The sequence below is a fragment of the Chromobacterium sp. Beijing genome, from assembly GCF_021496765.1.
Classification (GTDB): Bacteria; Pseudomonadota; Gammaproteobacteria; order Burkholderiales; family Chromobacteriaceae; genus Chromobacterium.
Genome location: NZ_CP053750.1, coordinates 3,734,337 through 3,753,768, shown reverse-complemented (window position 1 = coordinate 3,753,768; position 19,432 = coordinate 3,734,337). Strand labels below are relative to the sequence as shown.

Sequence of the window (19,432 nt, the reverse complement as noted above, 5' to 3'; positions counted from 1 at the left end):
GCGAGGCGGAATATTTGCATGTAGAATCCCCGCCGCCATACCATTTAAATATAAGAAAGAACTTTCCGTGAAAAAACTATTTGCCGCTGCTTCTCTGTTGGCCCTGCTGTCCGGCTGCGCCTCCACCACGCTGGCCACGCCCGAGGCGGACGCTCAAGCCAAGCAGTTCAACGCCCAGCCGGCCAAGGCCCGCGTCTACATCTATCGCAACGAGGCGATGGGCGCCGCCGTGAAAATGAATGTTCTGGCCGACAACAAGGCCTTGGGCGACACCGTGGCCAAAACCTACATCATGGCCGATCTGGAGCCGGGTTCGCACACGCTGGTGGGCAAGGCCGAGAACGATTCCAGCCTGACCCTGGACATGGTGGCGGGCAAGATTTACTACGTTTGGCAGGAAGTGAAGATGGGCGTGCTGTACGCTCGCAACAAGCTGCAGAGCGTTGACGAGGCCGAAGGTCAAAAAGGGGTGAAAGAGTCCCAACTGGTGCAGTCGCCGCAATAAGACACGGCGGCGGCGCGGCGGAGCCCGCCGCGTTCCAAAAAAGAGCCCAAGCAAACGCTTGGGCTTTTTTTCATGGCTCAGACCACGTGCTCAGACCGGTTGCAGAAACAGCGCCTGCTCCGCCGCGCGGCGGCGGGTGAGGCCGGGCAGCACTTTGCCGCCGGCCTTGTTCCAGCGCGGAAACTGGGCGGCGGCGCCGGCGTAGTCGCGCTGATTGAGCAGGCGCAGCAGGGTGGAGTTCTGCAGCGAACCCAGGCCCAGGTTGTAGCTGAAGCTGAGCAGCGCGTCGAACTGGTTCTGGTTCAGCGGCACCGAGACCAGTCGGGAGACGCCGGTTTCGAAGCGGTTCAAATCGCGCGCCAGCAGCGCGTCGGCCTGGGCCTGGCTGATGACCAGACCCGGCGTCACGTCCGGACCGGTGTGGCCGTAGCCTATGGTCCAGACGCCCACCGCGTCCTGGTAGGCCTTGAGGCGCAGGCCTTCGAATTGCTGGATCAGTTTGACGCCGTTGGCGCTGATATTCATGTCGGGCTCCTGGGAAGGGCCCCGGCGGACGCGGAGAAACGCTCGGAAGAATCTGAGGCGGGAGGAGAAGCGGGCGGGGGCGGGACCGGCCGCGCGGGGCGGTCCGGGTGCGTCGTTCCCATTATGCTCAGGGCCCGGAAACGGGCCGAGGCGACGGGTGTCAGTGGCGGGAAGGGGCCGACTGCGGCTCCCCCACCCTAGGAGCGATTGCTCGTTATAGGCAGGGTGGGTGGAGCGTAGCGATACCCACGCGGAAATCCCATCGGGGGATGGCTTCGCGGAGCGCAGCGGACTTTGAAGCGGCTTTCAGTACACAAAGCGCTCGCGCAGGTCTTCCAGGTTCAGTTCTTTCAGAATCGCTTCCTGGCGTTCGCGCGCGCTGTTTTTGCGCTGGCCGGTGTACTTGGCGATGATCAGCTCGTTCTTCATCGAGTGCTCCCAGCCCACCAGCTCGGTGACGGTGAGCTGATAGCCGCGCGCTTCCAGTTGCAGGCAGCGCAGCACATTGGTCAGATGGCTGCCGAACTCGCGGGTGTGGATGGGGTGGCGCCACATCTCGGACAGCGGAGTCAGGCCGAAGCTCTGGTTTTTCTTCTGACGCAGCACGCCGGCCACTTCCGCCTGGCAGCAAGGCACCAGCACGATGTAGCGCGCGTTCTTGGCCAGCGCGAAGCGGATGGCGTCGTCGGTGGCGGTGTTGCAGGCGTGCAGCGCGGTGATGATGTCCACCTGCTCCGGCAATTGCTCCGAGGTGATCGACTGTTCCACGCTCAGGTTCAAAAAGCCCATGCGTTCGAAGCCTAGGCGGGCGGCCAGCTCTTGCGAGCGGCTGACCAGTTCCGGCCGGGTTTCGATGCCGTAGACGCTGCCGGCGGCCTTGTCCTTCAGGAACAGGTCGTAAAGGATGAAGCCCAGATAGGATTTGCCGGCGCCGTGGTCGGCCAGGCTCATCTCGCCTTTTTCCGCCAGCACGTCGGCCATCAGCGGCTCGATGAACTGGTACAGGTGGTAAACCTGTTTCAGCTTGCGGCGGGTGTCCTGGTTGATCTTGCCGTCGCGGGTCAGGATGTGCAGCTCTTTGAGCAGTTCCAGCGATTGCTGCGGTTTGATCTCGGGAATCAGGCTCATGGCGGCCTCCTGCGAAAAACGAATCGCCGGATTTTAGTCCAATTCGCGCCGGCGCGCTTGGGCGCTGGTTTCAATGCGCCTGTCTAACTGGCCGGCTGCGCGCTGATCCGCTCCAGCCAGCGCAGCATGTCCTGCTCCACTTCCACGCGGTTGGTTTCGTTCAGCATTTCGTGGCGGCCGCCGGGGTAGACCGTGGTCTGCACGTCCAGCAGGCCGGCTTCGCGGTAGCGGATTTCCAGCTGGCCCAGGCCCAGCTTGCCCAGGCTGACCGGGTCGCGGCTGCCGGCCAGCAGCCAGACCGGACAGCGGCGCGGCAGGCTGTCGCCGCTCGCCTCGCCGCGTTCCATGGCGATGATGCCGCCGAACAAATCTATCCACAGGCCGGGGCAGGGGTCGAAGCCGCATAGCGGGTCCGCTAGGTATTTGTCCACTTCCGCCGGGTCGCGGCTCAGCCAGTCCATGCCGGTGCGGGCGGGCAGAAAGCCCAGGTTGAAGCTGCCGAAGACCAGCCGCGCCAGCAGCCGGCTGGGGCGTTCCGGGCTGCCGAAGCGGGCCACCAGCCGAGCCAGGCCGCGCAGCAGCCAGGCCAGCGGCCGCTGGCGGTAGCCGGTGGCGGACAGGACCAGGCCGGACAGCGCCGCGCCGTGGCGCAGGAAATAGGCGCGGGCGATGAAGGAGCCCATGCTGTGGCCGAACAGCGCCACCCGCAGGCCGGGATGGCGTTCCGCGGCGTGGCGGCGCAGGGTGTCCACGTCGGCCACCACCTTGTCCCAGCCGCCGTCGGCAGAGAAATGGCCGCGCAGCCGCGGCGCGGCGCCGTGGCCGCGATGGTCGTGGGCGTAGACGGCGTAGCCGGCGGCGCTCAGGGTCTGGGCGAAGCGGTGGTAGCGCACCGCGTATTCGCTCATGCCGTGGGAGATCAGCACCACGGCGCGCGGCGCGCCGTCCGGCAGCCAGCAGGCGGCGTGCAGGATTTCCCCGTCGTCGGCGTTCAGATGGAAGGTTTGCATGGTGTTGAGCCCTTTTATGGCCTGTTTTGACTGCGCCGCGGCATCAGGGTTGCGGCGAAGCGGCGGCTTCACAGCAGAACATGGCGCAAGGATGCTGGCAAGCGCTATCCAAATGTCCTGGCCTGTTCGCCGCCATGGGGTGGGGGCCGTTTTGCTAGGCCTTCCCGGACGCGCCGCGCTTGACCAGACCAAGCTGGGTGGGCACCATGAGCCGCGTGCCGTTTCATACAGCGCGGCATCAGGAATGGAAGCCTGAATTGAGTAGGAGGGATTCACCATCCCAATGCCACGCTATAGCTGCGCCCATCAGGGCAGGTTATGGCAGGGAGGCCTTTGGCCTGCTGGCTCCTACTCGCCTGTCTTCCAACCCTGCCATATGCCTGCCCATCTTGATTGGAAGCGGGGTGGCAGGCGCTCTGTTCAGTAGGAGCCCGTCATGCCGATATTGTCAGTTCTATCCCTGCTTTCCAAACCGCCTCCGCCCAAGGAGGCCGCTCAATCTCCAGCCGCTCTCCCAGCGGCCAGCCGTCTGATCAAGACCGTCAAACATCTGCAAGGTCTGCGTTCGGAAAATACTGCGCTTGCCGCCATCGATCCCGTTCTGATTCATTTAGCCCGTTGCTGCGAGCATTACGACGATATCGCCGAAGAGCTGCGTCAATGCAATGAGGCCTTGGGCGCGGTGCTGTTGATGCTGCGTCACACCGAAAACGCGCAAGTGCGCGGCAAGGCGCTGTGGGCCTTGCTGGAGCCTTTGCAGCAGCGTTTGCAGGGGGCGATGGAGAGGCTGGAGACGGTGACGTCTTAGAACCTGTTTACGATCCGTTGCGTGTCGCGAGCAAGGCCTTGTTTCGCTTTGGTTGGCGTGATCCTCAACTGCGGGTGCCGGTGGGTATCGCCTGCGGCTCCACCCACCCTACGTGCGGTCGTTGGCCAGGGGTAGGGTGGGTGGAGCGCAGCGATACCCACGCGGCGGTCTTGGAGAGCTTCGGATAGGCGGTGTCCTGTGCGCCAAGCCAGGGCCAAAACACTGAACAGGTCGTGCACAGGCTTTTGTGGCTACTCGTCCTACTGATGCGCAGCGGATGGTGGACAGGCGCTCAGGCCAGCATGTGTTCCGGGTCGAAGTCCGGATTCAGCCGCGAGCTCAGCACGTGGTCGCGCCAGGCGCCGTTCAGATAGAGGTAGTTCTTGGCGTGGCCTTCGATCTCGAAGCCCAGGCGTTTGAGCAGGCCGGCGCTGCGCAGATTGTGCGGCTGGTAGTTGGCCTGGACCCGGTGCAGCTTGAGGGTGTCGAAGGCGCAGCGTATCACCGCTTCCAGCGCTTCGCGCATCAGGCCCTGGCCTTGGCAGTGCTGGTCCAGCCATAGCCCAGGTGACAGGATTGGAAGGCGCCGCGGCTGATATTGCTGAGGCCGACGCTGCCGATCACCCGTTCCGGCTCGGCGTGCAGGGCCAGCAGGAAGCGGCCGCCGCGGCCTTCTTCCCAGTCGCGCGCGCGCTGGCGCAGCTGCATGGTCCAGTACAGCTCGGTGAAGAACATGTCGCCGGGCTTGGGGTCCCAGGGTTCGAAGTGCTGGCGGTTGCGGACGTGGAAATCCAGCATCGCGCGCGCCTGCGCCGGCTGAGCCGGCAACAGCAGCAGGCGCGGCGTGTTGAGGGTGGGCTGGGCGATGGGCATGCGGGGCGGTCAGGCGCTGGCGGGGAAGGCGATCTCGGCCGCCGCGCGCAGCAGGATGGGCACGCCGAAGCTGCCCAGCTTGGGCAGGGTGGCGTTTTCATGGGCGCGGATTTGGGCGGCGCTGGCGTGGTCCTTGTCGTGGGTGGTGTGCGCGTCGCTGGCCAGGATGATGGCGTAGCCGTGGGCCGCCGCGCTGCGGGTGGTGGTGTCGATGCAGAATTCGCTGGCGTAGCCGGCGATGACCAGTTGGCCGACGCCCCATTGTTGCAGTTGCTGATGCAGGCCGGTGCGCAGGAAGGAGTCCGGCGTGGTCTTGCGCAGGTAGTGGTCGTCCGGCTGGGCGTCCAGGCCGCGGGCCAGCTGCCATTCCGCCGAGCCGTGGATCAGCGGCGCGCTGGCGCGTTCGTGTTGAACCCAGACCACCGGCGTTCCGGCCGCGCGCGCGGCGGCGGCCAGTTGATTGAGGCGGGCGATGACGGCGTCGGCGTGGTCGGCGCGGGGTTCGTGGTCGAACATGCCGCTTTGCACGTCGATGATCAGCAGGGCGGTTTTCATCGGGGTTTCCTGTCGCGGGATTGAGTCGCCAATGTCATATGAAACGCGGCAAAAAGCAAGCCCCGCCGGGGCGGGGCTTGGGTGGAAACTTGGAATCTGTTTACGATCTCGCGAGCTAAGGCGAGACAAGGCGAAAATGGCTGAAGAAGCGGAGTGTACATACGGTACATGAGCATTTCGAAACGGTTTTCAACGCCGTATCGCCGACGCGCAGCAGATCGTAAGCAGGTTCTCAGGCGGTCAGCCTGTCCAGCGCTTCCTTATACTTGGCCGCGGTCTTCTCGCGCACTTCCAGCGGCACCGTCGGTGCCGGCGCCTGCTTGTTCCAGCCGGAGGCTTCCAGCCAGTCGCGGACGAACTGCTTGTCGAAGGACGGCGGGTTGCCGCCCGGCGCGTAGCTGTCCGCCGGCCAGAAGCGGCTGGAGTCCGGGGTCAGCGCCTCGTCCATCAGCGTCAGCACGCCGTTTTCGTCCAGGCCGAACTCGAACTTGGTGTCGCAGATGATGATGCCGCGGCTGGCGGCGAATTCGGCGGCGGCGCGGTAGAGCTTGATCGCGGTGTCGCGCACCTGGGCGGCCAGTTCGGCGCCGACGATTTCTTCGCAGCGCTGGTAGCTGATGTTTTCGTCGTGGTCGCCCACCGCCGCCTTGGTGGACGGGGTGAAGATGGGTTCGGGCAGCTTGTCGGCCTCGCGCAGGCCGGCCGGCAGCGCCAGGCCGCAGACGGTGCCGCTCTGGCGGTATTCCTTCCAGCCGGAGCCGGCCAGGTAGCCGCGCACCACGGCTTCGATCGGCACTGGTTTCAGGCGCTTGGCCACCACGGCGCGGCCGGTCACTTGCGGCAGGTCGGCGGCGGAAACCACGTCTTCCGGCGCGTCGCCGGTCAGGTGGCAGGGCACCAGCTCTTTGAGCTTGTCGAACCAGAAGTTGGAGATGGCGGTGAGGATCTGGCCCTTGCCGGGAATGGGATCGTCCAGGATCACGTCGAAGGCGGACAGCCGGTCGGTGGCGATCATCAGCATGCGCTGGTCGTCGATCTCGTACAGGTCGCGGACCTTGCCGGAGTAGATTTTCTTCAAGCTGGTCAGTTGGGTGGTGTTGAGTCCGGTCATCGGAAATCCTCGGTGGAGCGGGCAATGTGTTTCAAGGCTTCGCGCCGGCTGAGCCCGGATAGCGGCGTGGCCGCGACAAAGGCGCGCACGGCGCGGGCGTCGGTGTAAGCGTATTCGCGCAAGGCCCAGCCTATGGCCTTGCGAATGAAGAATTCGGCGTCGCCGGCATTGGCGGCGCAGTAGCGGAACAGGCGTTCGGCGTCGGTGTCGGTTTTCCAGCGCAGCTGGTGCAGGATGGCGACGCGGCGCAGCCAGAAGTCGGCGTCGCCGCTGAGCGCGTCCATATCGTGTTGCAGATCGCGGTGTTGGCGCGCGAGCGTGCCGACCACCCAGGCGGCCAAGCCGTCCACGCAGTCCCACCAGGGCTTGGCGGCGGCCAGGGTCAGCAGCCGCGGCAGGCTGGCGGCCGGCAGTGCCTCGGCGCGCGCGGTCAGCAGGTCCACCGCCGCGTATTGGAATTCGCGTTCCGGCTGCCGCCACAGTTGTTCGGCCAGCTCCAGGCAGTATTCCGCGGTTTGGGTCTTCAGCGCGCGGATCCAGGGCGTGGACACCTTGCGGCGCGCCGGCGTGGGCACGCCGAGAAAGTCGAACTGCCCGCGCATATAGGCGCGCATCGGCGCGGCCTGTTCCGGGACGGCGGCGGCGCTCAGTCCGGCGCGCAGCGCGGCGATGTCGGCGTTCATGCCGGCGCCTCGTCGAAGAAGCGCATGCCGGCGTAAGGCCGGGCGCGGCAGGCGGCCAGCCGCGAGGCGAGGCTGCCGACGTGCAGCTCGAGCTGATGGCCGTCCGGGTCCAGGAAGTAGAGCGAGTCGCCTTCGCTGCGGTTGTCCCGCCATTGACGGACGCCGGCGGCGGCCAGGCGTTCGCGCCAGGCCGGGAAGTCGGCGGTGTCCACGCCGAAGGCGTAATGGGTGTAGCCGGGGGCTGGCGCGGCGGCCGGGTCCAAGGACAGGCACAGCCACAGGCCGCCCAGGCTCAGGTAGCCGCCGCCGTCCCAGCGCGCATGGGGCTGGCAACCCAGGGTGAGGGCGTAGAAGTCCCAGGCGCGCTCCAGATCGCGCACCGCCAGGGTCAGGTGATTGAGTCCGTTCAGCTTCATGGCGAAAAAATGGCGAAGCCGGAAAGCTTCGCCATCTGCTTACAAGGTATCCTTCAAGGCCCGGGCCTGATCCAAGGCTTCGTCGGCCGTGGCCGCCATCACATTGAAGTGGCCCATCTTGCGGCCGGGGCGCGCGCTTTTCTTGCCGTACAGATGCAGTTGGGCGTTGGGCGCTTCCGCCAGCACGTCCCAATTGGGCTGGGCGCCGTTGTCCTTCCACACATCGCCCAGCAGATTGACCATCACCACCGGGCTGAGCAGCTCGGTGCGGCCCGGCAGCAGGCCGCACATTGCGCGCACCTGTTGCTGGAACTGGTCGGTCAGGCAGGCGGTGAGCGTGTAATGGCCGGAGTTGTGCGGCCGCGGCGCGATTTCGTTGACCACCAGGCTGTCGTCGGCCAGCACGAAGAATTCCACCGCCAGCACGCCAACGTAGTCCAGCGCCTCGGCCAGCCGCATCGCCATGGCTTGCGCTTCGGCCGCCAGCGCCGGCTTGATGCGCGCCGGCACGATGGATTCGTCCAAGATGCCGTCGGCGTGGATGTTCTCGGCCACCGGGAACACCGCGCTCTGGGTGGCGCTGACCCGGGTGACGATGGCGGACACTTCCAGCTGCAGGTCCAGCATTTTTTCCAGCACGCAGGCCTGTCCGCCCAGGTTGGCGTAGGCGGCGCGCGCCTCGGCCGCGGTGCTCACCCGCACCTGGCCTTTGCCGTCGTAGCCCAGACGCGCGGTTTTCAGGATGCCGGGCAGATAGGGCGAGAGTTCGACCTGGATGTCTTCCACGCTCTGGATGGCCAGATAGGGCGCGGTGGGCAGGCCGGCCTTGGCGATCCAGGCTTTTTCCGCGATGCGGTCCTGGGCGATGGCGACGCAGTCGCCGGACGGGGACACGCGGGTGGTCTTGGCCAGCAGGCGCATCGCGTCGGCGTTGACGTTCTCGAATTCGGTGGTGACGGCGGCGCAGCTCTTGGCCAGGTCTTCCAGCGCGGCCGGATCGTTGAACGGCGCGCACAGGTGGCGGTCGGCGAAGTCCGCCGCCGGCGCGGCTTCATCCGGATCCAGCACGGTGACGCGGTAGCCCATGGTCTTGGCGGCCACGGCGAACATGCGGCCCAACTGGCCGCCGCCCAGGATGCCCAGCATCGCCGGGGGCAGGATGGCGGCCATTATTCGATCTCCGGCAGGGTCATCGCCAGCACGGTTTCTTCTTGCTTGCGGCGGAAGGCGATCAGTTGTTCCGCCAGTTCCGGGCGGGTGGCGGCCAGCATGGCCACGGCGAACAGGGCGGCGTTGGCGGCGCCGGCCTCGCCGATGGCGAAGGTGGCCACCGGGATGCCCTTGGGCATTTGCACGATGGAGAGCAGGGAATCCTCGCCGCGCAGGTATTTGGACGGCACCGGCACGCCCAGCACCGGCACATGGGTCTTGGCGGCCAGCATGCCCGGCAGGTGGGCGGCGCCGCCGGCGCCGGCGATGATGGCCTTCAGGCCGCGCTCGGCAGCGGTTTCTGCGTATTGGAACAGCAGGTCGGGAGTACGGTGGGCGGAGACGACGCGGGTTTCACAGGCGATGCCGAAGTCTTTGAGCACGCGGGCGGCGTTCTGCATGACTTCCCAATCGCTGTTGCTACCCATCACGATGCCGACTTCAATCATGGCGGAGAAGCTCGCTGGTTGAGGCTAAAGCCGGGATTTTACCCGATTGGGGCCTGCTGCCGTTATGGTTTTTTATTTTGACATCAAGGTACTTAGGGCATATCACATCAGCCGCGGATAAGTGAACAGAATCAGGTGCACAGCGTTGAAGGCGACATGGGCCAGCACCGCCCACAAGACCTGGCGGGTGGCGGCGTAGACCAGGCCGTAACCCAGGCCGGCCAGGGTGGCGAGACCCACCCAGACCCAGCCGCCGGCGACGTGGACCAGGCCGAAAGCCACCGCGGCGGCCATCAGGGCGGGAAAGGGTTCGGTGCGCAACTCCAGCCAGCGTTGCAGGCCGGCGCGGAAGAAGGCTTCCTCCGCCAGCGAAACCAGGAAGAAGTTGGCGAACAGCCAGGGCAGCAGCCAATGCGGCCATTTCGGCGCCCAGGCGATGACGCCGGCCACGCTGGCCAGGCCCAGCACGACCAGCAGCAGCAGCGCGCCGACGCCGGCCGCCGCCGGGCCCCAGCGCCGTTCCACTTGCGGGCTGGCGGCCAGCACCATCAAGAGCAGCCAGCCGGCGGCGCCCTTGTCGTAACTCCAGTACAGCCGGTAGGGCGCGCTGTTCGGCGTGCTCAGGCCCTGCCACAGCAAGGGGTTGTCGAAGCCGGGCAAGGCGTGCAGCGCCAGCGCCAGCAGCAGCGCGATCCAGACCAGCCACAGCTCCGGCCGCCGGTAGTGGCGCGCGGCCAGGCTGACGGCGAGGGCGGCGAGGAGGGCCGCGGCGCCCAAGGGCTGCACCAGGCCGCAGGCGACGGCGACGCCGGCGCTGCTGAGCGCGGCCAGGCGGGAGGGCCAGCGCAGGCGCAGGCTTTCGGCCAGCAAGGCCAGGGCCAATAGGAGGAAGGCGGCAAGGGATAGGGAATCCGGCAGGGGCGGGGTGGGCAGAGGCATGGCGGGCTCGCGGCGGGATGGGTTTGGATACTGAATGATACCTAAGAACCTGTTTACGATCTGCTGCGCATCGTGGCGCGTGACACGGTGAGTATGGCATTCAAAATGCTCATGTACCGTGTGTGCATTCCGCTTTCCCCACCGCAACGCCATGTCATGTCTTGGTTCGCGAGATCGTAAGCGCGCCCTGAAAGCGTTGAGAAAAAAGCCGCCGCCGTCTGGTTTTGGGCCAGAGCCGCGGCGGCAGGCTCCCGGTGTGCAGGGAAAGGAAGCCGCAAGCGAACCGGCGGCCGGCGCCGGGGCGCCGACCGCCGGCCGGCTTAGTTGGCTTTGGCCGCGCGCACCGCGGCGGCAGCGTCGGTGATGCCGGCGGAGCAACCTTCGCAATCCGCCGCCGGTTGGCGGGCGGTCTTGATCAGGATGTTGCGCACCGCTTTCCAGTTGAGGCTGGGGTTGGAGGACAGCATCAGCGCCACCAGGCCGGCCACGTGGGGCGTGGCCATGGAGGTGCCCTGGAAGGCGGCGTAGCTGTCCGCGCCCGGCACGGTGGCGCCGCTGTTCAGCGTGGAATAGATGCCGGGGTCGCCGCTGTTGAGATCGCCGCCCGGCGCGGTGACGGTGGTGATCGCGCCGTAGTTGGAGTAGGAGGCGATGCCGCCGGACTTGCCGTTGGAAGCCACGGTGATCACGCCGGGGCAGCTGGCCGGGTTGGTGTTGCGCACGTTCTTCATCGCGTTGCCGGCGGCCACCACCACCACGCCGTTGCGGGCGTTGACCTGCTGGATGGCGTCGCGATAGGTGCGGCTGCACGGCTGGGCGCCGCCCAGCGACATGCTCAGCACCCGCGCCACATTGGCGTTGACCGGCGCGCCGGGCACGGTGGCGCCCACCGCCCACAGCATGGCGTCGGCGATGTCCGAGCTGGCGCCGCCGCATTGGCCCAGCACGCGCAGCGGCAGCAGCTTGGATTTGGGCGCCACGCCGGTCAGGCCGTTGGCGTCGCCGGCGGCCGCGGCGATGGTGCCGGCCACGTGAGTGCCGTGCCAGCTGCTGTTGCCGGCGCGGCACAGGCTGCCGTCGCTGTAATCGCCCTGATCCAGGCCGTTGTTGGTGCGCGCGTTTTGCACCGGTTGGCCGTTGCTGTCCAGCAGCGGGCTGCCGTCGGCATTGGTCTGCGCCACCGCCGGCAGGCGCGCGCGCTTGGGATCGGAGATGAAGTTGTAGCCCGGTTCCAGCAGATTGGGCTTGAGGTCGGCGTGCGGACGGTAGCCGGTGTCCAGCACCGCCACGGTGACGCCGGCGCCCAGCGACAGGTCCCAGGCGGCGGGCAGGTTCATCGCGCCCGGCTCACCGGCGCTGGCCTGCATATCCCATTGCTTGGCCGCGTAGAGCGGGCTGCTGGGCAGGTAGTTGGGGCTCATGACGAAGTCCGGCTCGGCGTATTCCACCGCCGGGTCTTGCTGGATCTTGCGCGCCAGGGTCTGGGCCTCGGCCACGCTCATCGCCTTGCCGCTTTGATAGACGTAGGCGCCGGTGCCCATCTGGTGATGGAATTGCAGCGGGCTGCCGCTCAGTTGCTGCACGCGTTGGGTGCGGGCGGCGAAATCCGCCGGGCGGCTGGACGGGGCGCGGCCGCCGTTGGCGATGCGAGCCTGGGTCAGTTGCAGCTGGGAGACGCTGTGGTATTTGACGATGATGCCGGTGATGCCGGCGGCGGAGGGCGCCGCGGCGGCGATGTCGGCGCCGGCGCCGGCCAGCAGCGCGGCGGTCAGCAGGGACAGCGAGGTTTTGCGGTTCATGTGTTATTGCTCCAATGCGGCGACGGCTTAGTTCTTGACGTAGGGGATGGCGGCGAGGCCGGCCGGGGCATTGCCGCCGGCGGACGGGCTGCCCCAGGCGACGAACTTGCCGTCCTTGGCCACGGCGAGGAAGCCGCCGAGCGGAGTGCTGTAAATGGCGCGGATATTGACCAGGCGCGAGCGGACGGCGGAGCTGTCGCCGCCGTGGGTGGGCGCGCCCCAGGTGACCACGCTGCCGTCGGCCTTCAAGGCGGCGAAGGCGTAGTCGTTGGCGAACACGGCCACCACATCGCGCAGGCGGTGCCGCACCGCGCTGCTGTCGCCGCCGCGCAGTTCGTCGCCCCAGGTCACGACGCTGCCGTCCTGACGCAGCGCGGCGAAGGCCAGCTCGGTGGAGGCGATGGCGCGCACGCGGTTGAGCTGGTGTTGCACGCCGCTGGCGTCGTTGCGGGCGCTGTCGCCCCAGGTGACCACGCTGCCGTCCTTGCGCAAGGCGGCGAAGGCGGTCTTGCTGGCGTAGAGCTTGGCCACGCCGGCCAGGTTGCCGGCCACCGGGCCGGTGTCGGCGCCGCGGTCGAAGTAGGCGCTGCCTATGGTGGCCACCGAGCCGTCCTGCTTCAGCGCGGCGAAGACGTTGAGGTTGGTCTGCACGGCGCTGACGCCGGCGGGCATGGGCTCGCTGCCGTCGTAGTAGTCGCTGGTCTGGCCGTCCCAGTTCAGGCCCCACACCACCACGCTGCCGTCTTTTTTCAGCGCGGCGAAGTTGTAATCGGTGGCGGCGATGCTGGCCACATTGTTGAGTTTGGCGGCCAGCGGCGAAGCATCGCCGCCGGAATTGGGATCGCCGAAGGCGAGCACGCTGCCGTCCTTCTTCAGCACCGCCACCGCGCCCAGGTTATGGCTGACGCTGGCGACGTCCTTCAGCGCGGCCAGTCGGGCGGCGTCGAAGTAGGAGGAGATGGATTTGGAGCCGCCGCTGCCGTCGAAGGTGGTTTCGATATTGCCCCAGCTGGTGGCGCTGCCGTCGCCGTTGAGCGCGACGAAGCCGCGTTTGGTGGGCCACAGCTTGGCGATCTTGCCCAGCGGCGCCACCGGGGAGGTGGCGTCGGCGCTGCCTACGCCCACCGGGCCGGCGAAACTGGCGCCGGAGCCGGCGCGGCCCCAGCCGACGACGGTGCCGTCGGCCTGCAGCGCGGCCATCGCGCGCTCATTGCCGGCCACCGCCACCACGTCCTTGGGTTGGGCGGGCAGGGCGGAGGTGTCGCCGCCCAGGCGGCGGCTGCCCCAGACCGCCAGCGTGCGGTCCGCCTTGAGCACGGCGAACACCGACGGCGCGCTGAACACGTTTTGCGGCACCAGGGTCTGGCTGGCGCTGGTCAGCGCGCAGCTGACGGTGGCGGTCAGCGGCTGGTCCGGCGCGCTGTCTTCGGCGCTGAAGCCGCGGGCGCCGTTGCTCCATTGCACGCGCGGCTGGCCCAGGCACAGGCCGCTGGGCACCGCGGTCAGCACGCCGCCGCGGTTGCCGAAGATGTCCACCGCCAGGCGGCCGCTGCCGCCATGATGGCTGGAGCCGTCGCCGGGCTGGCTGCCGCTGCCGTCGTCTTCGCAGCCGGACAGGCCGCCGATCAGCGCTACGCCCACGGCGATAGCGCCAAGCCGGAACCATTGGGTTCCGCTTGCTTGTGTGGTTCTCATCACGGGTAACTCCTTTGTAGATCTTGTCGTTTGTATTTTTATCCTGGGTTTAAACCCAGAACGAATATATTGTCATGCGATAAGCATGTTTGGTAGAGAAAACGCATGGATAAGGCAAGCGGGAGCGGAGGCGGCGGAAGGAGAGGGAGGCGGAGCGCTGCGCCATTTTGGTGCGGCGAGCGGATAACCATTGGTTATAATTATTTGTGTTTTAATTTTTTATTGAAAAATCAGCTATTTGCCGGCGACGGAAACGACGCGGAAGACAAAGCCAGCCGCGGCGGGCTGGCTTCAAAATGGGGCATGAGGGCCGGAGGGGAGCCGGCCGGGGTGTTACATTTTTGCCAGTTGTTGGCGCGCTTTTTGGGCGGAGTCCGTCTTGGGATACAGTTTGATCAGGCGTTTGTAAGTGGCTTTGGCCTGGTCCATCTGGCCTAGGTCGCGCTGGCAATTGCCGATATTGCGCAGGGCTTCCGGCGCGAAGTGGTTGTCCGGAAACTGCTCGACGAAGCGGCGATGGATGTCGATGGCGGCGTCGTATTGGCGCAGCGCGGTGTGGGACACGCCCAGCCAGTAAGTGGCTTCCGCCACTTGCGGCGCTTGCGGGTTTTGTTCGATGAAGCCGCGCAGCGCGTCGGCGGCTTTGGCGAAGTCGCGAGCGCGCAGCAGGTTCAGCGCCTTGTCGTAATCCGGGCTGGTGGCGGCGCCGCCGTCCGCGGAGCCGGAGGCCGCGTCGCCGTGCGTGGCGGGCATGGGCTTGGCGCCGCTGTTCTCCAGGTGGCCCAATCGGCCGTCCAGATCGTTGTACAGGTCGTTCTGGCGCTTCTGCGTGGTTTGCAGATTGTAGTTCAGCACTTCCACGTCGCCGCGCAGCTTGGCCACTTCGGCCTTCATCGCTTCCAGCTGGCTGACCATTTCCAACAGCTTTTCATTGGAAAGCTTGCTTTCCACTTCATTGAGCCGGGTGGACGCCTGGCGGTTGACTTGGTCCAGCTGGCGGCGGGTTTCTTCCAGATCGCCGGTGGTGGCGCAGCCGGTGAGAACCAGCAAGAGCGCGCTGCAGAGGGTGAGCCGTTTCATGGTTGTCCCGGGATGTCCCGCCGTCCGGCCCGGAGGGGACGACGCTTGTAAGGTGGGTGGCAATGAATACAGCCGGATATCTTAACGGCAAGCGCGTGAAAACGCATCCGCCCGATGTCCGGCTGTAAAAGCCGGCCCTGAATCGGGCCGGCGGTTTGGGCTTAGTGGCCTTGGTACACGATGTCGGCGCGACGGTTCTCGGCGAAGTCCGCGTCGGTGTTGCCGGTGGCGCGCGGTTTTTCCTTGCCGAAGCTGACCGCTTCCAGCTGGCTTTCCTTGGCGCCCAGCACTTCCATCGCCTTTTTCACGCTTTCGGCGCGACGCTGACCCAGGGCCAGGTTGTATTCGCGGCTGCCGCGGGCGTCGGTATTGCCCTGGATGATGACTTTTTTGTCAGCGTTCTGCTTCAGGTAGGCGGAGTGGGTTTCCACTACCGGCTTGCCGCTGGCGTCAACGGAGGAGGAGTCGAAGCCGAAGTAGACGCTGCGCTTGGCCAGCGGGCTGTTGGGATCGTTCAAGGGATCCACGGACACCTGATTCTGGTTGCCGCTGCCGGTGTCCACCGGCGCGGTGGTCTGCGGCGTGGTGGGCTGCTGGGTGCCGGCGGTGGTGTCAGCCGGTTTGGTGCTGGCGCAGGCGGCCAGCAGGGTAACGGTGGCGGTGCCGAGGACGAGTTGTTTCCAGTTCATATCAATAGCTCCAATTAAGGACGATTAAATGGGCCCCAAGCCGGGTCCTGTACATCGCCGTTGATCACGGCCAATTTCACTTTGCTGCTGCCATCCGTGGTGGCGGCGTACAACACGCTCTTGCCGCCGGCGTCGCTGGCGTACAGCACCATGCGGCCGTTGGGGGCGAAGCTTGGGCGTTCGTTGTAGCCGCTGTCCGACAGCGCGCGGCTGTCGTTGGTGGCCAGGTCTTGCGCCATCACGCGGAAGTTGCCTCCCTCGCGACGGATGTAACTCAGGGTCTTGCCGTCCGGCGACACCTTGGGCGACACGTTGTAGCGTCCTTCCCAGGTGACGCGCTGGGCGTTGCCGCCATCGGCGGACACGCGGTAGATCTGCGGGCCGCCGGCGCGGTCGGAGACAAAGTACAAGCTGCCGCCGTCCGGACTCCATGTGGGCTCGGTGTCGATGCCGCCGTTGTACATCAGCCTGCGCGCGCCGCCGCCGTTGGCGTTGATCACGTAAATCTGCGAATTGCCGCTGGTGGTCAGCACCACCGCCAGCTTGCCGCCGTCCGGGCTCCAGGCCGGCGCGGAATTGCTGCCCTTGAAGTTGGCGGCGGCGAAACGCTGGCCGGTGGCCAGGCTCTGCACCCAGACCACCGGCTTCTTGCTTTCAAACGACACATAGGCGATGCGTCCGCCGTCCGGGCTCCAACTGGGGGAGATGATGGGCTCCCTGGAGCGCAGAATGGTCTGGGCGCGTCCGCCGTCCACGTCCGCCACTTGCAAGAGATAGCTGCCGCCGGTCTTCAGCACGTAAACGATGCGGGTGTTGAAGAAGCCTTTCTGGCCGGTGATCGCCTCGTAGATCATGTCGGCGATCGCGTGCGCCACCTGGCGGGTGCGGTCCGGGGTGACGGTGAATTCGCCGCCAGTCAGCTGCTTCTTCTGCGCGACGTCCATCAGCCGGAAACTGATTTTCAACTGTCCGCCGCTCGCCGCCTCCACTTTGCCGATGGCGACGGACTGCGCGCCGGCGGCCTGCCACAGCGGGTAGCGGATGTCGGCGGGCTCAAACGGCGTATTGGCCACGCCGGCGGCGTCCACCATGCGGAAGGCGCCGGAAATCGTCAGATCGTTCTTGATCACCGGGCTCAGGCCGCCCTGGGCGTTGGCTTCGTCCTTGAACGGCGCGACGGCGATGGCGTGGCGATTGGCCCCGCCGCCGACGATCTCGATGGTCATTTCCGCTTGCGCGCCGCCTGCGGCCATCAGGCCCAGCGTGACGAGCAGCATATTCAACAGAGTTTTGAAGCTGGACATTAGTTCCCTCGAATCAGTCTATCGGCATGAGGCGACGCCGCAGCCGGTCCATCATGGCTTGTGTTTGGTCCGCCTTATGACTTGGGCCGGAACTCCATCTTGAACTGCCGGTAGCCATCGTTGAAATTGGCGCCGGGCGGCAGCGCCGGAAAGGTTTTCGCTTCCCAGATCGCCCTTTGCACCGCGTCGTCGTAAGCCTTGCTGCCGCTGCTTTGCAGCAGCTGCACCCGGTTCACTTCCAGCGAGGGCAGCAGGCTGACCTGCAACACCACTTTGGGGTTGCCGCTCAGTTCCGGCGGCACTTGCACCAGCGGGGTGACTTTGGCCTTGACCCGGCTGATCCAGCCGGCCTTGGCCGTCGACGAGCCGTTGGCCGCGCCGCCGGCCACGCCGTTGGGCGAACCGGCCTGATCGCTGCGCGCATTGGCCTTGCCGCTGGTGCGCGGGCTGTCCAGGCTGGCCAACAGGTCGTCGGCTTCCGGGTTGTAGGTTTTGGACGGTTTGGGCTTGGCCTGCGGTTTGGCGGCCGGCGCCGGCGGCGCTTTGGCCTCCGGTTTTTTCTCGGCGGGCTTGTCCGCTTTTTTCGCTTCGGGCTTCTTCGCCGGTTCCGGCTTGGGCTCCGGTTTAGGCTCGGGCTTGGGTTCCGGCTTGAGCTTGGGCGGTTCCGGCGGTTTCTTGTCGCGGCCCAGGTTGACGTCGGCCGGCGGCTCGGCCACGACGGGGCGCGGCGGTTCCGCCACCGGCGCGGGCTTGGGTTCGGCCACCGCGGCCGGCGCGGGCGGCGGCGGCGCGGTGGTCCACAGCTCCAGCGCCACCGGCGCCTGTTCCTGCAGGGTTTGGGAATGGAAGCCGCCCCACAGCAGCAGGCCGACCACGGCGACGTGCAGCAGTACCGAAACGATCAGCGACCAAGGACGCGGCGAGGTGGACACTGCGGCCATCATCCCTGCTTCTGCTGCTTGACCGTCAGCGCCACGCGCTTGACGCCGGCCTGGTGGAGTTTGTCGGCGATCTGCACCACTTCGGCGTACTTGAGGTTGGCGTCGGCGGAGATGGCCACCGGGCGTTCGGCCGCGCCCAAGGCCTGGATTTGCACCGCAAGATCGGCGACGGAGGCGACGTCGGTCTTGCGGTCGTTGTCTATCAGTTGGATCTTGCCCTGGGCGTCCACGGTCACTTCCAGCGGACGGGTGTCGATGCTAGCGGCCTGGGACACGCTGGGCACTTCGATCACGCCGGGCGTGAACATCGGCGCGGTCACCATGAAGATGACCAGCAGCACCAGCATCACGTCGATGTAAGGCACGACGTTCATCTGATTCATCTGGCGGCGGGGACGGCGATTGAGCATGGAGCGTCTGTTAGCGTTGGCAAGCGGTCATGATACACCGGGCTCCGGCCGGGTGTCCGGGGTAAGCGGGTCAGACCGCGGCGGATCATGAAAAGTTCATGGCCGCGCCGGCCTGGGGGCGCTTAGAACGTGTTTACGATCTAGCGAGCTAAGGCGAGACAAGGCGAAAACAAGCGAAAAAGCGGAATGTACTCGTGGTACATGAGCATTTTGAGCTTGGTTTCAACGCCGTATCGCCGACGCGCAGCAGATCGTAAACAGGTTCTTAGGCCAGCCGCGTGCACAAGGTCAGCCCATCCCCCACCGGCAGCACGCACATGCGGATGCGAGGGTCGTGCTTCAGGCCAGCGTTGAATTCATGCATCAGATGCACGCCGGGCGGGTCTTCCGGCTTGGGCTCCACCACGCGGCCGGACAGGAAGATATTGTCGATGGCGATCACGCCGCCGGGGCGCACCAGCTGCAGGCAGGCTTCGTAGTAGTCGCGGTAGGCAGGCTTGTCCGCGTCGATGAAGGCCAGGTCGTACTGGCCGGCCTGGCCGGCGTCCAGCTGTTGGCGCAAGGTGGCGAGCGCCGGTTGCAACACCAGTTCGATGCGCTCGGCGACGCCGGCGCGGGCCCAGTAGTCGCGGGCGACGGAGGTGAAGGTTTCGCTGACGTCGCAGGCCAGCGTGCGGCCGTCTTCCGGCATCGCCAGCGTCACCGCCAGCGCGCTGTAACCGGTGAATACGCCGATCTCCAGATAGCGGCGCGCGCCTATCAGCTGCGCCAGCCAGGCCATGAACTGGCCCTGTTCCGGCGCGATCTGCATTTTGGCCATGCGGTGGGTGGCGGTGAATTCGCGCAGATCGCGCATCACCGGGTGTTCGCTGAGGCTGATGTTCAGCAGGTAATCGTGCAAGGCGCCGTCTAGCGCCACGGTGCGGCTGGTCATGGGGTGTGCAGTGCAATCGGAAACGCCCGCGGCGCGGGCGTCGGGTCAGGCGGGGAGCCGGGCTTATTCCGGCTGGTAGACATAGGGCTGCTGCGGCACGCGGGATTCTTTCCAGCGTTCCTGGTCGTCGGCGTTCACTTGACGATCCCACAGGGTCAGGCGCAGTTCGCGGCGCTGGCTGTCCACTTCCGGATGTTCTTCCAGGAAGCCGTTGATGAATTGGGTGAAATCGGACTGATACATCGCATCGTTCCTTCTGGGGTGATGTCGTGATTTTAATCGATAAATCGCCGCGCAGTCAGCTTGAGCGCCCGCTTTACATTCTTTTTGACAACAGATTTCAAACTGTAACGCAAATCTGGTTGCGTC

23 protein-coding genes are annotated in these 19,432 nt (G+C 66.2%); 2 read left to right on the top strand and 21 right to left on the bottom strand.

Annotation, left to right across the window (positions count from 1 at the left end; genetic code table 11):
* Positions 1-67: 67 nt before the first annotated feature.
* Positions 68-505 carry a DUF2846 domain-containing protein gene (locus HQN78_RS17445; protein WP_200123092.1) on the top strand — a complete coding sequence of 146 codons (438 nt, stop codon included), beginning with the start codon at positions 68-70 and terminating at the stop codon, positions 503-505.
* Between the two features lie 90 nt (positions 506-595).
* Here HQN78_RS17445 and HQN78_RS17440 read toward each other — a convergent pair whose 3' ends face one another.
* The 3 genes from HQN78_RS17440 to HQN78_RS17430 form a co-directional block, all read right to left on the bottom strand.
* Positions 596-1,030 (bottom strand): lysozyme, encoded by a 435-nt coding sequence (locus tag HQN78_RS17440; protein WP_227106263.1) that lies wholly within the window; start codon positions 1,028-1,030, stop codon positions 596-598.
* A 306-nt stretch (positions 1,031-1,336) separates the two neighbouring features.
* Positions 1,337-2,158, bottom strand: a complete 822-nt coding sequence (locus tag HQN78_RS17435; protein ID WP_107801461.1) for an SAM-dependent methyltransferase — start codon at positions 2,156-2,158, stop codon at positions 1,337-1,339.
* An 83-nt stretch (positions 2,159-2,241) separates the two neighbouring features.
* The gene (locus HQN78_RS17430; RefSeq protein ID WP_235085191.1) at positions 2,242-3,168 is read right to left on the bottom strand and encodes an alpha/beta hydrolase; all 927 of its coding nucleotides are present in this window, start codon (positions 3,166-3,168) and stop codon (positions 2,242-2,244) included.
* 436 nt (positions 3,169-3,604) lie between these two features.
* Between HQN78_RS17430 and HQN78_RS17425 the strand changes: the two genes are divergently transcribed.
* Positions 3,605-3,976 carry a hypothetical protein gene (locus tag HQN78_RS17425; protein WP_235085189.1) on the top strand — a complete coding sequence of 124 codons (372 nt, stop codon included), beginning with the start codon at positions 3,605-3,607 and terminating at the stop codon, positions 3,974-3,976.
* A gap of 292 nt (positions 3,977-4,268) precedes the next feature.
* Here HQN78_RS17425 and HQN78_RS17420 read toward each other — a convergent pair whose 3' ends face one another.
* The 18 genes from HQN78_RS17420 to HQN78_RS17335 form a co-directional block, all read right to left on the bottom strand.
* Positions 4,269-4,502 carry a GNAT family N-acetyltransferase gene (locus HQN78_RS17420; RefSeq protein ID WP_235085187.1) on the bottom strand — a complete coding sequence of 78 codons (234 nt, stop codon included), beginning with the start codon at positions 4,500-4,502 and terminating at the stop codon, positions 4,269-4,271.
* Positions 4,502-4,849, bottom strand: a complete 348-nt coding sequence (locus tag HQN78_RS17415; RefSeq protein WP_235085184.1) for a GNAT family N-acetyltransferase — start codon at positions 4,847-4,849, stop codon at positions 4,502-4,504. Before HQN78_RS17415 ends, HQN78_RS17420 begins: the two co-directional genes overlap by 1 nt.
* A 9-nt stretch (positions 4,850-4,858) precedes the next feature.
* The gene (locus tag HQN78_RS17410; protein ID WP_107801465.1) at positions 4,859-5,404 is read right to left on the bottom strand and encodes a cysteine hydrolase family protein; all 546 of its coding nucleotides are present in this window, start codon (positions 5,402-5,404) and stop codon (positions 4,859-4,861) included.
* A 232-nt stretch (positions 5,405-5,636) separates the two neighbouring features.
* Positions 5,637-6,515: a phosphoribosylaminoimidazolesuccinocarboxamide synthase gene (locus tag HQN78_RS17405; protein WP_235085181.1), complete on the bottom strand. Its 879-nt coding sequence runs from the start codon at positions 6,513-6,515 to the stop codon at positions 5,637-5,639.
* On the bottom strand, positions 6,512-7,198 hold the full coding sequence (locus tag HQN78_RS17400; protein WP_107801467.1) for a DNA alkylation repair protein: 687 nt from the start codon (positions 7,196-7,198) through the stop codon (positions 6,512-6,514). Before HQN78_RS17400 ends, HQN78_RS17405 begins: the two co-directional genes overlap by 4 nt.
* On the bottom strand, positions 7,195-7,614 hold the full coding sequence (locus HQN78_RS17395) for a VOC family protein (RefSeq protein WP_235085178.1): 420 nt from the start codon (positions 7,612-7,614) through the stop codon (positions 7,195-7,197). Before HQN78_RS17395 ends, HQN78_RS17400 begins: the two co-directional genes overlap by 4 nt.
* A 39-nt stretch (positions 7,615-7,653) precedes the next feature.
* Positions 7,654-8,784 (bottom strand): 5-(carboxyamino)imidazole ribonucleotide synthase, encoded by a 1,131-nt coding sequence (locus HQN78_RS17390; RefSeq protein ID WP_227106279.1) that lies wholly within the window; start codon positions 8,782-8,784, stop codon positions 7,654-7,656.
* Positions 8,784-9,272, bottom strand: coding sequence for a 5-(carboxyamino)imidazole ribonucleotide mutase (gene purE / locus HQN78_RS17385; RefSeq protein ID WP_191186231.1), 489 nt, complete (start codon positions 9,270-9,272; stop codon positions 8,784-8,786). The genes HQN78_RS17390 and purE overlap by 1 nt, the downstream gene beginning before the upstream one ends.
* Positions 9,273-9,374: 102 nt before the next feature.
* Complete coding sequence (locus HQN78_RS17380) at positions 9,375-10,211, bottom strand: CPBP family intramembrane glutamic endopeptidase (protein WP_146176772.1); 837 nt, start codon at positions 10,209-10,211, stop codon at positions 9,375-9,377.
* A gap of 320 nt (positions 10,212-10,531) precedes the next feature.
* Positions 10,532-12,010: a S8 family peptidase gene (locus tag HQN78_RS17375; protein WP_235085175.1), complete on the bottom strand. Its 1,479-nt coding sequence runs from the start codon at positions 12,008-12,010 to the stop codon at positions 10,532-10,534.
* A gap of 27 nt (positions 12,011-12,037) precedes the next feature.
* On the bottom strand, positions 12,038-13,705 hold the full coding sequence (locus HQN78_RS17370; RefSeq protein ID WP_146176773.1) for a hypothetical protein: 1,668 nt from the start codon (positions 13,703-13,705) through the stop codon (positions 12,038-12,040).
* Positions 13,706-14,038: 333 nt separating this feature from the next.
* Positions 14,039-14,785: a tol-pal system protein YbgF gene (gene ybgF / locus HQN78_RS17365; protein ID WP_107801474.1), complete on the bottom strand. Its 747-nt coding sequence runs from the start codon at positions 14,783-14,785 to the stop codon at positions 14,039-14,041.
* Positions 14,786-14,946: 161 nt separating this feature from the next.
* Positions 14,947-15,474: a peptidoglycan-associated lipoprotein Pal gene (gene pal / locus HQN78_RS17360; protein WP_107801475.1), complete on the bottom strand. Its 528-nt coding sequence runs from the start codon at positions 15,472-15,474 to the stop codon at positions 14,947-14,949.
* Between the two features lie 14 nt (positions 15,475-15,488).
* The gene (tolB, locus tag HQN78_RS17355) at positions 15,489-16,778 is read right to left on the bottom strand and encodes a Tol-Pal system beta propeller repeat protein TolB (RefSeq protein WP_235085173.1); all 1,290 of its coding nucleotides are present in this window, start codon (positions 16,776-16,778) and stop codon (positions 15,489-15,491) included.
* Between the two features lie 74 nt (positions 16,779-16,852).
* The gene (locus tag HQN78_RS17350; RefSeq protein WP_227106287.1) at positions 16,853-17,722 is read right to left on the bottom strand and encodes an energy transducer TonB; all 870 of its coding nucleotides are present in this window, start codon (positions 17,720-17,722) and stop codon (positions 16,853-16,855) included.
* Positions 17,719-18,129 (bottom strand): biopolymer transporter ExbD, encoded by a 411-nt coding sequence (locus tag HQN78_RS17345; protein WP_227106289.1) that lies wholly within the window; start codon positions 18,127-18,129, stop codon positions 17,719-17,721. Before HQN78_RS17345 ends, HQN78_RS17350 begins: the two co-directional genes overlap by 4 nt.
* Positions 18,130-18,394: 265 nt before the next feature.
* Positions 18,395-19,063, bottom strand: a complete 669-nt coding sequence (locus HQN78_RS17340) for a class I SAM-dependent methyltransferase (RefSeq protein WP_235085171.1) — start codon at positions 19,061-19,063, stop codon at positions 18,395-18,397.
* 63 nt (positions 19,064-19,126) lie between these two features.
* Complete coding sequence (locus HQN78_RS17335; protein ID WP_235085168.1) at positions 19,127-19,306, bottom strand: DUF3460 family protein; 180 nt, start codon at positions 19,304-19,306, stop codon at positions 19,127-19,129.
* Between the last annotated feature and the right edge of the window lie 126 nt (positions 19,307-19,432).

What these genes read in the sequence shown, in the direction of transcription:
- HQN78_RS17440 (WP_227106263.1), bottom strand. Translation starts at nt 1,030, where the DNA reads ATGAATATCAGCGCCAACGGCGTCAAACTGATCCAGCAATTCGAAGGC.
- HQN78_RS17435 (WP_107801461.1), bottom strand. Translation starts at nt 2,158, where the DNA reads ATGAGCCTGATTCCCGAGATCAAACCGCAGCAATCGCTGGAACTGCTC.
- HQN78_RS17430 (WP_235085191.1), bottom strand. Translation starts at nt 3,168, where the DNA reads ATGCAAACCTTCCATCTGAACGCCGACGACGGGGAAATCCTGCACGCC.
- HQN78_RS17425 (WP_235085189.1), top strand. Translation starts at nt 3,605, where the DNA reads ATGCCGATATTGTCAGTTCTATCCCTGCTTTCCAAACCGCCTCCGCCC.
- HQN78_RS17420 (WP_235085187.1), bottom strand. Translation starts at nt 4,502, where the DNA reads ATGCGCGAAGCGCTGGAAGCGGTGATACGCTGCGCCTTCGACACCCTC.
- HQN78_RS17415 (WP_235085184.1), bottom strand. Translation starts at nt 4,849, where the DNA reads ATGCCCATCGCCCAGCCCACCCTCAACACGCCGCGCCTGCTGCTGTTG.
- HQN78_RS17410 (WP_107801465.1), bottom strand. Translation starts at nt 5,404, where the DNA reads ATGAAAACCGCCCTGCTGATCATCGACGTGCAAAGCGGCATGTTCGAC.
- HQN78_RS17405 (WP_235085181.1), bottom strand. Translation starts at nt 6,515, where the DNA reads ATGACCGGACTCAACACCACCCAACTGACCAGCTTGAAGAAAATCTAC.
- HQN78_RS17400 (WP_107801467.1), bottom strand. Translation starts at nt 7,198, where the DNA reads ATGAACGCCGACATCGCCGCGCTGCGCGCCGGACTGAGCGCCGCCGCC.
- HQN78_RS17395 (WP_235085178.1), bottom strand. Translation starts at nt 7,614, where the DNA reads ATGAAGCTGAACGGACTCAATCACCTGACCCTGGCGGTGCGCGATCTG.
- HQN78_RS17390 (WP_227106279.1), bottom strand. Translation starts at nt 8,784, where the DNA reads ATGGCCGCCATCCTGCCCCCGGCGATGCTGGGCATCCTGGGCGGCGGC.
- purE (WP_191186231.1), bottom strand. Translation starts at nt 9,272, where the DNA reads ATGATTGAAGTCGGCATCGTGATGGGTAGCAACAGCGATTGGGAAGTC.
- HQN78_RS17380 (WP_146176772.1), bottom strand. Translation starts at nt 10,211, where the DNA reads ATGCCTCTGCCCACCCCGCCCCTGCCGGATTCCCTATCCCTTGCCGCC.
- HQN78_RS17375 (WP_235085175.1), bottom strand. Translation starts at nt 12,010, where the DNA reads ATGAACCGCAAAACCTCGCTGTCCCTGCTGACCGCCGCGCTGCTGGCC.
- HQN78_RS17370 (WP_146176773.1), bottom strand. Translation starts at nt 13,705, where the DNA reads ATGAGAACCACACAAGCAAGCGGAACCCAATGGTTCCGGCTTGGCGCT.
- ybgF (WP_107801474.1), bottom strand. Translation starts at nt 14,785, where the DNA reads ATGAAACGGCTCACCCTCTGCAGCGCGCTCTTGCTGGTTCTCACCGGC.
- pal (WP_107801475.1), bottom strand. Translation starts at nt 15,474, where the DNA reads ATGAACTGGAAACAACTCGTCCTCGGCACCGCCACCGTTACCCTGCTG.
- tolB (WP_235085173.1), bottom strand. Translation starts at nt 16,778, where the DNA reads ATGTCCAGCTTCAAAACTCTGTTGAATATGCTGCTCGTCACGCTGGGC.
- HQN78_RS17350 (WP_227106287.1), bottom strand. Translation starts at nt 17,722, where the DNA reads ATGATGGCCGCAGTGTCCACCTCGCCGCGTCCTTGGTCGCTGATCGTT.
- HQN78_RS17345 (WP_227106289.1), bottom strand. Translation starts at nt 18,129, where the DNA reads ATGCTCAATCGCCGTCCCCGCCGCCAGATGAATCAGATGAACGTCGTG.
- HQN78_RS17340 (WP_235085171.1), bottom strand. Translation starts at nt 19,063, where the DNA reads ATGACCAGCCGCACCGTGGCGCTAGACGGCGCCTTGCACGATTACCTG.
- HQN78_RS17335 (WP_235085168.1), bottom strand. Translation starts at nt 19,306, where the DNA reads ATGTATCAGTCCGATTTCACCCAATTCATCAACGGCTTCCTGGAAGAA.